Source organism: Sphaerisporangium sp. TRM90804, from assembly GCF_029846175.1.
Classification (GTDB): domain Bacteria; phylum Actinomycetota; class Actinomycetes; order Streptosporangiales; family Streptosporangiaceae; genus Sphaerisporangium.
Genome location: NZ_JARWAC010000023.1, coordinates 15,528 through 26,821, shown reverse-complemented (window position 1 = coordinate 26,821; position 11,294 = coordinate 15,528). Strand labels below are relative to the sequence as shown.

The 11,294-nt window shown below is 74.2% G+C and carries 8 protein-coding genes; 6 read left to right on the top strand and 2 right to left on the bottom strand.

The genetic code is table 11. From position 1 onward, the window contains the following. Positions 1-61: 61 nt before the first annotated feature. The gene (locus tag PYR91_RS27005; protein ID WP_279784126.1) at positions 62-1,195 is read right to left on the bottom strand and encodes a glycosyltransferase family 4 protein; all 1,134 of its coding nucleotides are present in this window, start codon (positions 1,193-1,195) and stop codon (positions 62-64) included. Between the two features lie 147 nt (positions 1,196-1,342). Between PYR91_RS27005 and PYR91_RS27000 the strand changes: the two genes are divergently transcribed. From PYR91_RS27000 to PYR91_RS26990, 3 genes are all read left to right on the top strand, one after another. After that, positions 1,343-2,167 carry a PIG-L family deacetylase gene (locus PYR91_RS27000; RefSeq protein WP_279784124.1) on the top strand — a complete coding sequence of 275 codons (825 nt, stop codon included), beginning with the start codon at positions 1,343-1,345 and terminating at the stop codon, positions 2,165-2,167. 153 nt (positions 2,168-2,320) lie between these two features. Then, positions 2,321-3,382 (top strand): lysylphosphatidylglycerol synthase domain-containing protein, encoded by a 1,062-nt coding sequence (locus PYR91_RS26995; protein WP_279784122.1) that lies wholly within the window; start codon positions 2,321-2,323, stop codon positions 3,380-3,382. A 167-nt stretch (positions 3,383-3,549) separates the two neighbouring features. Continuing rightward, complete coding sequence (locus tag PYR91_RS26990) at positions 3,550-6,933, top strand: AfsR/SARP family transcriptional regulator (RefSeq protein ID WP_279784120.1); 3,384 nt, start codon at positions 3,550-3,552, stop codon at positions 6,931-6,933. A gap of 205 nt (positions 6,934-7,138) precedes the next feature. On the opposite strand, the gene PYR91_RS26985 is transcribed toward PYR91_RS26990, so the two are convergent. Continuing rightward, complete coding sequence (locus PYR91_RS26985; RefSeq protein WP_279784118.1) at positions 7,139-7,651, bottom strand: hypothetical protein; 513 nt, start codon at positions 7,649-7,651, stop codon at positions 7,139-7,141. A gap of 172 nt (positions 7,652-7,823) precedes the next feature. Between PYR91_RS26985 and PYR91_RS26980 the strand changes: the two genes are divergently transcribed. The 3 genes from PYR91_RS26980 (at position 7,824) to PYR91_RS26970 (ending at position 11,274) form a co-directional block, all read left to right on the top strand. Further along, positions 7,824-8,471, top strand: a complete 648-nt coding sequence (locus PYR91_RS26980; protein WP_279784116.1) for a GntR family transcriptional regulator — start codon at positions 7,824-7,826, stop codon at positions 8,469-8,471. A 527-nt stretch (positions 8,472-8,998) separates the two neighbouring features. Beyond that, positions 8,999-9,685 carry a cysteine hydrolase gene (locus tag PYR91_RS26975; protein WP_279784114.1) on the top strand — a complete coding sequence of 229 codons (687 nt, stop codon included), beginning with the start codon at positions 8,999-9,001 and terminating at the stop codon, positions 9,683-9,685. Further along, complete coding sequence (locus PYR91_RS26970) at positions 9,682-11,274, top strand: hypothetical protein (protein ID WP_279784112.1); 1,593 nt, start codon at positions 9,682-9,684, stop codon at positions 11,272-11,274. The genes PYR91_RS26975 and PYR91_RS26970 overlap by 4 nt, the downstream gene beginning before the upstream one ends. The last annotated feature ends 20 nt before the right edge of the window (positions 11,275-11,294 follow it).

Genomic DNA, 11,294 nt, shown 5'->3' with positions numbered 1-11,294 from the left:
CGCCGGCCCGACCTGGACCTCCGTAGCCCGTCTGGGCGAACCCTCCCCTTCTGACCCTCCGTCACGACCTCCGCATCTCAGACCGAGCGCCCGCCAGCTCGTAACAGCGCTCGAACCCCTCAAGCACCGCCGGCCAAGCGCACTGTGCCGGCTCCGTCTCCCTGTTGTTCCGGGCGATGAGTTCCCGCAGCTCACTGTCGCGGGCCAGCCTGGCCACCGACCGCACCAGCTCCTCGAAGCTGCGGCCCAGCAGACCTTCCTTGCCCGGACGGACGAAGTCGGCGACACCACTCTGCGCCCTGGCCACCACGGGGACGCCCGCCGCCCGCGCCTCCAGCGCGGCGATGCCGAACGACTCCCGCGGAGCGGGTGCGACGAAGACGTCGGCCGACGCCAGCAGCTCGCGGATCCTCTCGCGCGAGTAGCGCCCCGGCAGCGACACCCAGGCGTCCATGCCGTGCGCGCGCAGGAACCGCTCCATGGAGCGGCGCGCCGGCCCGTCGCCCACCAGCGTGGCGCGCATCGCGATGTCCCCCGGCACACGCCGCCTGGCCTCCATCAGCAGCTTGAGCAGCCGCACGGGCTGCTTGCGCGGGGCGAGCCGCCCGACCGCCACGATGTGCACGGCCTCGGCGCCCCCCGCCGGCCGCGCGGGCCGCGTGCCCGGCACCGGCCGCCACGACGAGAGATCGAGACCGTTGGACACCACGTCGACCGGCACCCGCCCGCCCGCCACCGCGCGGATCGGATGCGCCGCCGCCCGGCTCACGGCCGTGCCCACCAGGTGCCACCGGCTCCACCCGAACAGCGTGTCGAGCACCCGGTACAGCAGGCGCGTCAGCGGATCCCACATGCTGTGCACGGTGACCACGACGGGCAGGCCCGCCCGGACGGCCGCGCGCACCCCCATCCACGCGAACGGCGACACCGCGCCGGTGTGGACGTGGACGACGTCGGGGCGCCGCGCCGCCATCAGCCGCAGCAGACGGGACACGCCCCTGGGGTGCACCGGGAGGTCGAACGGCATGCGGGCCACGACGCGGTGCACGCCGGGCAGCCGCTCGCCGGGGGTCGCCGTGGCCACCTCGACCTCGTGGCCGGCCTCGGACTGCGACCGCACGAGATCGGCCACCTGAACCTCGATGCCCCCGAGGCGGGGCAGATAGCAGTCGCTGACGTGGAGGATCCGCACCACGCCAGCCTCCCAGAGCACGCGACCCGCATCAAACGCGGACGGCGCCCTCCCGGCGGGACCAGGGAAACATCCGTGACGAACCTCAGGGAAAGACCCGGGCGGCCCGCCCGCCGACGCCGTCGTACGCGGGCGTGGGATCATGGCGGCGTGGCACGTACCGCGGTCTTCTTCCACGCCCATCCCGACGACGAGGCCCTGCTGACCGCCGGAACCATGGCGATGCTCGCGGCCGAGGGCCACCGGGTCGTCCTGGTGGTGGCGACCGCCGGCGAGCGCGGCCTGGCCGACCTCCCGCACGGCGACGCGCTCGCCGAGGCCCGCACCGCCGAGCTGTACGCGTCCGCCGCCGTGCTCGGGGTGGCCCGCGTGGTGCTGCTCGGCTACGGCGACTCCGGCCTCGGCGAAGGCGGCGGCCTCGCCGAAGACCGTCCGGCCAACGCCTTCATCGACGCCGACACCGAGGAGGCCGCCCAGCGCCTGGCCGCGGTGCTGAAGGAGGAGAGCGCCGACCTGCTGACGATCTACGACCCGGCGGGGGGCTACGGCCACCCCGACCACGTGCAGGTCTACCGCGTCGGCCAGCGCGCCGCCGCCATCGCGGGCACGCCGATCCTGCTGGAGGCCACGGTCAACCGCGACCCGCTGCTCAAGGGGCTGCGCCTGGCCCAGCGGTTCTACCGTTTCCCGCCCGAGTTCGACATCCGGTCGTACGAGAGGGCCTACTCCCCCGGCGAGGCGATCACCCACCGGGTGAACGTCCGCCGCTTCGCCAAGGCCAAACGCGCCAGCATGGCGGCCCACGCGAGCCAGGCGTCCGGAGGGGGCGGCGAGCGCACGCTCGCGATGATGCTCAGGGCGCCGGGGCCGTTGTACCGCCTCCTGTTCGGCACCGAGTGGTACGTCCGCCGCGACCTCCCGCCGGGCACCCGCCTGAACCACCCGTTCGACGATCCCCCCGAGACCCCGCGCTAGCGTCGACAGCGGGCCGCCCGGCGGTCGTGAGCGGGGATGAGGGCTGTTCGTCCCGCAGGAGGAACCCACCGGAGCCGGGGCACGGCAGACTGGGTGGCCGGTGCCGGGCCCGGCACGACCACTATCGTGCCGGGAAGAGGGGAAGTGCCGGGGATGAGGAAGAAGTGGGGTCAGGTGGCGCTCTCCGTCGCCTCGCTGGCCCTCGCGGTCCTGCTGGTGGTCTACCTGCCGCAGATCGTGCACGCGCTCACCGGGGCGACCGTGAGCTGGAGCGAGATCGGCGCGCAGTTCGGGGCGCTGAGCTGGCGGACGGTCGCGCTGATGGCCGCGCTGTGGCTGGCCAGCCTGTGGGCCTACACCTACGTGATGACGTCGGCGTTGCCGGGGCTGACACACCTTCAGGCGCTGACGCTGAACGGCGCGGGCAGCGCGGTCAGCAACCTGCTGCCGTTCGGCGGGGCCGCCGGGGTGGCGCTGACGTTCGCGATGACCAAGGGGTGGGGCTTCGGCACCCGGCCCGTCGTGGTGTACACGCTGGTCACCGGCATCTGGAACACGCTCTTCCGCTTCATCCTGCCGGCCGTGGGCATCGTCGGGCTGCTGGTCGCGGGCCGCATCCCCAACCCGACGGTCACCAAGGCCGCGTGGGGCGGCGTGATCTCGATTCTCGCCCTGGTGGCGGTGGTGGCCGCCGCGCTGTACTGGGAGCGGGCCGCCGACCTGCTCGGGCGCGCGGCCGACCGGCTGCTCGGCGTGCTGCCGCGCCGCGTCCGGCCGCGCCCGGGGTTCGCGTCCGAGGCCGTGCACCGGCTGCGGGCCGACACCGCAGGCGTCCTGCGGAGCCGCTGGCCCGGCCTCTCGCTGGGCATGACGGCCTTCCTGGTGCTGCAGTGCCTGATCATGGCCGCCTGCCTGGTCGCCACCGGCTCCTATCCCGGGCCGGCCGAGACGGTGGCGGTGTTCGCGCTCAGCCGGGTGCTCACCAGCGCCCTGATCACACCGAGCGGCGCGGGGATCATGGAGGGCGGCGTGGCCACCCTGCTGATCGCCTTCGGCCAGCCCCCGGGCGCCGCGACCGCGGCCGCCATCCTGTTCGGCTTCTGGACCTACACCATCGAGATCCCCTGGGGCGGCCTCGCGCTCGGCGGGTGGTCCCTGCTTCGGCGGCGCGACGCCACCCGCGACCGGTCCCCCGAACCCGCCTCCCAGGCCTGACACCCGCCCGATCCGGGCGGACGGCCACGGCCCGTCTGGGCGTGGCTGTACCCTCGGGGGGCCGCTGATCACGTCGAGGGCCCCGTACCGGCGGGGGCAGGAAGGCAGGCGCGCGTTGGCGAACACCTTGTGCGCCCTCGATCGGCCCGCATACCGTGGCGGCTGACATGGTGACGTTCCACGTTCTCGGCCCCGTCGAAGCGTACGACGGGGAGAGTGAGGCCGACCTCGGCGGTCTTCGGCAGCGGGCCGTCCTCGCACGCCTGCTGGTGGCGCGCGGTCAGGTCGTCCCCGTCGACACACTGCTGTTCGACCTGTGGACCGACGAGGCGGCCAAGGGCGCCCAATCCGGGTTACAGGTGTACATCTCCCGGCTGCGCCGCGTCCTGGAGCCCGGCCGCCCGCGCGGCGGCCCCAACCGCCTGCTGGTCACCGTCGCCTCCGGGTACGCGCTGCGCACCGCCCCCGACCAGGTGGACGCCCTGCGCTTCGAGTCCATGGTCAGGGCCGCCGGCAAGTACCTGGAGAACGACGACCCCGGGGCCGCGCGCGCCGGGCTGGAGACCGCGCTCGGGCTGTGGCGCGGCACGCCCTACTCCGACTTCGCCGAGCAGCAGTGGGCCGAGGCCGAGGTCAGCCGGCTGGCCGAGCTGCGCCTGGTGTCCAGGGAGCGGCACGCCGACACCGGGCTGCGCCTGGGGCTGCACGCCGAGACCGTGCCCGACCTGGAGGCCCTCACCGGCGAGCACCCGCTCAGGGAGGAGGGCTGGCGCCTGCTGGCCCTCGGCCTGTACCGCTGCGGCCGCCAGGGCGACGCGCTGGCCGCGCTGCGCAGGGCCCGCACCACGCTCGCCGACGAGCTGGGCATCGACCCCGGCCCGGCGCTGCGCAAGATGGAGTCCGACATCCTGTCGCAGGACCCCGGCCTCGACCTCACGGTCGCCCCGCGCCCCCGCGCCGTGGAGATCGCCGGCACCTGGCCGCCGCGCTCCCTCGGCGACGTGCCGCCCCTGTCGCCGGAGCCGTTCGTCGGCCGGGACGCCGAGCTGGCCCGGCTCACCGGCGCCGCCCCGCACGCCCTGGCCGGGCGCTTCACCGCGGCGGTCGTCGACGGCGACCCCGGCGCGGGCAAGACCACCCTGGTGCGCCGGCTGGCGCGCGAGCTGGCCGGGCAGGGCTGGATCACCACGGCCGGCGGCTGCCCCGACAGCAGCGCCACCCCGCCCGGGTGGGCCTGGGTGGAGGTCCTGCGCGCGCTCGTCGCCGTCCGGGGCACCGGCGAGTACGGCTCGCTGCTGGCCCCGCTGCTCGACGACGCCGCCCCCAGCGACGAGGACGACCAGGCGTCCGGCGGGTTCCGGCTGCACCGCGCCGTGGGCGGGTACATCGCCGGCATCGCCCGCGAGGCGCCCGTCCTGGTCACCCTGGAAGACCTGCACTGGGCCGACGACCAGACGCTGGCCCTGCTGCGCGCCCTGCCCAGCCTGCTGGCGACCAGCAGGGTGCTGCTGGTCGTCACCTGCCGCGACGGTGAGCTGAACGACCACCAGTCCGACGTCCTGGCCGCGCTCGCCCGCCTCGGCCCGGTGCGCGTTGGCCTGGAGGGGCTCGGCGAGGAGGCCGTCGCCGAGCTGGTGCGGGCCACGTGCGTCCGCGAGGTCGACGAGGACGCCGTCCACTCGATCATCGAACGCACCGGCGGCAACCCGTTCTTCGTCCGCGAGACCGTGCGGCTGCTCGACTCCGAGTCCCCCGGCGGCCGGGCCACCGCCGCCGAGGTGATCTCCGAGGTGCCCTCCGGCGTGCGCGACGTGCTGCGCCGGCGCATCGCACGGCTGCCCGGGCCCGCGCAGCAGATCCTGCTCCAGGCGGCCGTGATCGGGCGAGACGTCGACATCGACGTCCTGGTCGACGTGTCCGGCGACGAGGACGCCGTGGTGGACGCCGTCGAGGCGGGCCTGCTGGCCGGCCTGGTGACCGAGCCGGGCCCGGGCATGCTGCGCTTCGACCACGACCTGGTGCGCGACACGCTGTACTCCGACGCCTCGCGCCTGCGCCGGTCGCGCCTGCACGCCGCGGTGGCGTCGGTCATCGAGAGCCGCTCGGCGTCCGACGTCGCGGCGCTCGCCCACCACTACGACTCCGCCGGCACGGCCGAGACCGCCGCCAAGGCCGTGCACTACGCGGGCCGGGCCGCCGAGCAGGCCGAACGCCGGTTCGCCCACCGCGAGGCCGCCACGCTGTGGGAGCGGGCCATCGCGGCGTTCGACCGCGCCCATCCGGTGGAGGGCCCACCCAAGGAGCGGTTGGCGCTCCAGCTTCGGCTGATCAAGGCGCTGGCGCTCTGCGGCGACATGACGGCCGCGCGCGCCCGCCGGCGCGAGGCGATGGACGCCGCGCTGCCGCTGGGCGACATGGAGCTGACCGCGCGGGTCGCCGCCTCGGTCGCGGTGCCGTACAAGGGCATCGCCCGCGACCTCACCCGCACGGCGTGGGAGATCGTGGACGTCACCGAGCGGGCGCTGATCGAGCTGCCGCCAGGCGAGCAGTCGCTGCGCGCTAGCCTGCTGGCGACGCTGGCGCTGGAGCTGGAGGGCTCGGCGACCGGCCGCGGGTACGAGGCGTCCCTGGAGGCCGAGGAGCTCGCCCGCCAGAGCGGCGACCCCGCCGTACTCGCCGTCGCGCTGAGCGGGCGGCTGCGCCAGTCGTACGTGATCACGGTCGTCGACGAGCGGGAGGCCATCGGCCGCGAACTGCTGGAGGTCGGCGCGGCGTCGGGGCAGATCGCCGTGCAGGCGCTGGCGCATCTGGTGCTCATGGAGTGCGCGGCGGCGCGCGGCGACTTCGCCGAGGCCGACGCGCAGATCAAGGCGGCCGAGCGCCTGGCCAAGCAGTACGACCTGCCGGCGCCGTCGGCCGTGGGCGCCTGGTACGCCGGCCAGCGGCTGATGATCGCCGGAGACTACCCGGCCGCCGAGCGCGCCTACCGCAACGCCGCCCGGCTCACCGCTCGCGCGGGCATGCTGGAGGGCCGTCAGGACCTGCCGCTGATCACCACGTTCTGCCTGCGCCTGGTCGACGGCAAGGCGGCCGACATGGTGGAGCCGCTGGAGGAGGCGCACCGGCGCGGCGCGAAGTGGACGCTGGACGCCTACGCCTTCGCGCTGGCGTCCGCCGGCCACGTCAAGGACGCCCGGGCGGTCGCCGCCGCGAGGCCGGCCGTGCGCGCCGACTTCCTCTACGAGCTGGCGGTGACCTGGCGCGCACTGGCCGGGATGCTGCTCGGCGACCGCGACCGCATGCAGGACGCCTACTCCACCCTCGGTCCGTTCTCCGACCGCATCGCCGGCGCCGGCACCGGCGTGGTGGCCCTGTGGCCGGTGTCCCAGACCCTCGGCGACCTGGCCGTGCACCTCGGCCAGCCCGAGGCGGCCCGCACCCACTTCGACAACGCCCTGCGGGTGGCCGAGCGCGTCGGCGTCCCCCGGTGGGTGGATGCCGCCCGCGGCTCGCTGGAGACGCTCAGCGGCTCGTCGGAGTCCGCCCGCTGACCAGGCCCGCCGTCGGCTGACGAGCCCACCCGCCGACCTCGCGGCCCGCCGACCTCGCGGCGCGGCAGGCTCGCGGCCCGGCGACCTCGCGGCCCGGCGACCTTGCGGCGCGGCAGGCTCGCGGTGCGGCAGGCTCGCGGTGCGGCGGCCTCGCGGTGCGGCGGGCGCGTCTTCGGCCCGGCTCGACTCGCCCCTCCGGGCGGGGTCAGCAGCTCACCTGGAAGCGCTCGCTGAGGACGGCGGCCTCGCCGGAGACCTCCAGCTCCACGCGGTACCAGCCGGGGTTGCCGACGACGCGCGGGCGCCACTCGACGGCGCGCGGGCCGCCGATGAAGCCGGCGGGGCCGGACGACAGGTACGTCATCCATTCCTTCGTCCTGGGGCTCCAGCGGTACAGGGTCCAGTCGTAGGTGACCATGGCGCCCGGCTTCTCGGGGGCGGCCACGCCCTGCGCGTGGTAGGTGCGGCGGCATTCGGGCCCGGCCGCGGACGCCGCCACGCTGACGGTGCCGGTGCGCGGGGCCCGCTCGACCTCGACGGGCATGGCCTGCGCGGACAGCGTCACGGTGCGCGCGCCGACGCGGGCGCTCGGCTCCGTCCCGGTGGCGGCCTCGACGCCCAGGTAGGCGCCGGCCATGGTCAGGGACGCGATCAGCAACCTCGCCGCCGTGGCGGTGCCGGACGCCATCACCGGTCCCAGGTTGTGTCGAGCTCCCATGACTGCCACCTCTCTCTTTCCACCCCCAGGTGTACGTGGGGGCAGTTGCTTCCCGCTTGCCGTCCACTTGCAGGCCCGATGCCCGATCCCCGCCGGGGAGGTGCCATCCCGTGCGCCACGCGGTGCCGAAGCTCTGAGAAGGTTGTCGCAGCGTTCTAAGGGGGGTGCACGGGTGGAACCGGATGGGGCGCTGGAGCCCCACAGCCTCGTCGAGCTCTCGGTGCGGCGGCTGCGTCACGAGATCCTCAGCGGCGCCTTCGCGCCGGGCGAGCGGCTGATCGAGGAGCAGCTCACCCAGCGGTTCGGCACCAGCCGGGCGCCGCTGCGCGAGGCGCTGCGTTCGCTCGGGCAGCAGGGCCTGGTGGAGCACCTGCCGCGCCGCGGCGTGCGGGTCGCCGAGCTGACGCCGACGGACGTCGACGAGCTGTTCGGGCTGCGCGACGTGCTGGAGCGCTACGCGATGCAGACCGCGCTGCCGCTGCGTGACGGCCAGAGCCTCGAAGGGCTGGCCGAGGCCCTCGACGGCATGGCCGCGGCCGTCGAGGCCGACGACCCGTTCAGCGAGAACGAGGCCCACCGGCGTTTCCACGTCGCCCTGGTGGAGCTGGCCGGCCACCGCCAGCTCCAGCTGGTCTACGAGCCCGTCATCCTGAAGCTGCAGCTCTACATGGCCGCCAACCTGCGAAGAGAGGCCGAGCAGCGCGCCCCCTCCACGGGGGTCGCCCGCCACCGCCGCCTCTTCGACGCCGTCTCCTCCGGCGACGCCGCCATAGCCATAGACGCCCTGACCAGACACGGCGCCCGCACCTACATCGGCTGACGGAAGCCACCGGGTCGGCTGTTCGGGCAGACTCGGTGCCTGACCCGCCCGCCGGAAGGGTGCTCATTCCGCCCACGGTTGCCCCTCCTTCCGGCGCCGGGGCGGCGGGAAGCCGTACGGCGAAGCCGGCGCCGCCTTACGGCGCGCAAGCCGGTGAGGCGCAAAGGGGACCACCTCACCTCCATCGGGGGCGCTCCTTCGCCGCCGGCCGGGTCGGTGACGAGTGTGTCTTTTCAGCAGGTGAGGAGGGTGGCTCGCGCGACGGCGGGGGGTGGGCCGGCCGAGGGGCGCCCTTGAGCAGGCTGCGCCGAAGGCACCGGGTCGAGGATGGTGCTCGGTTACTCGCGGGCGGCGAGGGAGACCGCGTAAGGGGGCCCCTACAGACGCGAGGTGGTGGGCCGCCGGTTGGTGGGCGGCGGGGGCCTCGGGGCGGGGACCGGGGAGCTTACAGAGCTGTAACCGGGGGGAACGGCGGCGGACACAAAACTGTCGACAATCGACGAACAGGAACTGAGGACGGAGGCACCGTGTCCGATCCGCTTCTCGTCGAGGCCGAACCGTACGCCTACGCGTTCGACCCCGCGCACACCGCCTTACTGATCATCGACATGCAGCGGGACTTCGTGGAGCCGGGGGGCTTCGGGGAGACGCTGGGGAACGACGTCAGCCTGCTGCAGCGGGTGGTCCCGCCGCTGCGTGACGTGCTGGACGCCACGCGGCTCGCGGGGATGACCGTGATCCACACGCGGGAGGGCCACCTGCCCGACCTGTCGGACTGCCCGCCCGCCAAGCTCAACCGGGGCACGCCGTCCCTGCGCATCGGGGACCAGGGGCCCAAGGGCCGCATCCTCATCCGGGGCGAGTACGGCCACGACATCGTCGACGAGCTGGCCCCCGCCGAGGGCGAGCTGATCATCGACAAGCCGGGCAAGGGCGCCTTCTACGCCACCGACCTCCACCGGGAGCTACGTGACCGGGACGTCCACCGCCTGGTGGTCACCGGGGTGACCACCGAGGTGTGCGTGCACACCACCGTCCGCGAGGCGAACGACCGGGGCTACGAGTGCCTCGTGCTGTCCGACTGCGTGGGCTCCTACTTCGCCGAGTTCCAGCGGCACGGGCTCGCGATGATCGCCGCGCAGGGCGGCATCTTCGGCTGGGTCGCCTCCTCCGGCCACTACCTCAAGGCACTCGAGACGGGAAGCCGCCGATGAGCACGACAACCGGCCCGGCCAGACAGCACCTGCCGTGGTGGGTCGCCGGGGACACCAACGCCTTCTTCGGCCTCGGCTTCAACGTGATGGTCAACGTGCTCGTGCTGAGCGGCCTGTGCCTCGGCGTCGTGCACCTGCCCGGGTCGGACGTCTTCGGCGTCATCCTCCCGGCGATGGGCATCCAGCTCCTGATCGGCAACCTGTACTACACCTACCTCGCCCGGCGGCTCGCCCGCCGCGAGGGCCGCACCGACGTGTGCGCGATGCCGTACGGGCCGAGCGTCCCGCACATGTTCATCGTCGTCTTCGTCATCATGCTGCCCACCTACCTGGCCACCAAGAACCCCGTGCAGGCGTGGGCGGCCGGGCTGGCCTGGTGCTTCATCATCGGCGTGATCGTGCTGATCGGCGCGTTCGTCGGCCCGTACATCCGCCGCTTCACCCCCCGGGCCGCCATGCTCGGCACGCTGGCGGGCATCTCGATCGCCTTCATCTCGATGCGCCCGGCCGCGCAGATGTGGGAGGCGGCGTGGATCGCGCTTCCCGTCCTGGTCATCATCCTGGTCGGCTTCTTCACCGACCTCAAGCTGCCGGGCAACATCCCGGTCGGGCTGGCCGCGCTCCTGGTGGGCACCGCCATCGCGTGGGCCGGCGGCTACATGAACCCGGCCGACGTCGGCGCCGCCGCCCAGAACATCGCGATCAGCCTGCCGACCCTCAACCTCGACCTGCTGCTCGACGGGCTCGCCCAGGTGTCGCCGCTGCTCGCCACCGCCATCCCGCTCGGCATCTACAACTTCACCGAGGGCATGAGCAACGTCGAGAGCGCCGCCGCCGCGGGCGACTCCTACAACCTGCGGTCGGTGCTGCTCGCCGACGGCGCGGGCGCCGTGGTCGGCTCCATGCTGGGCTCGCCGTTCCCGCCGGCCGTCTACATCGGCCACCCGGGGTGGAAGTCGGCCGGCGGGCGGAGCAGCTACTCGATGGCCAGCGGCGTGGTCATCGCGCTGCTCTGCTTCCTCGGCATGTTCGCGCTGCTCGGCGCGGTGCTGCCGACACCCGCGATCGTGCCGATCCTGCTCTACATCGGCCTGCTCATCGGCGCCCAGGCCTTCCAGGCGGTGCCGAAGGCGCACGCCGTGGCCGTCGTGATCGCGATCATCCCGAACATCGCCGCCTGGGCCCAGGGATACATGGACAACGCGCTGGCGGCGGCCGGCACGAGCGCGCAACGGGTCGGGTACGACGCCATCGCCCAGAGCGGCACGGTCTACGAGGGGACGGCCCTGCTGGGCGGGGGCGCGGTGCTCGCGGGGCTGGTGCTCGGCTCGATCACCGCGTTCATCATCGACCGGTCCTTCCTGTGGGCGGCCGGGTACGCGCTCGCGGGCGCGGCGCTGTCGTTCGTGGGGCTCATCCACGGCGTCCAGGTCGAGTGGAACGCCAACGGCCAGGTCGCACTCGGCTACCTGTTCGCCGGGGTGGTCCTCGTGCTGTTCGCCCTGCTCGCGCCCAAGACGGCCGGGCCCGAGGGGGACGGGACGCCCGCCCCCGAGCCCGTCGCCGCCGACGCCAAGGCGGCGACGTGACCCCGTCGCGCACCGCATCC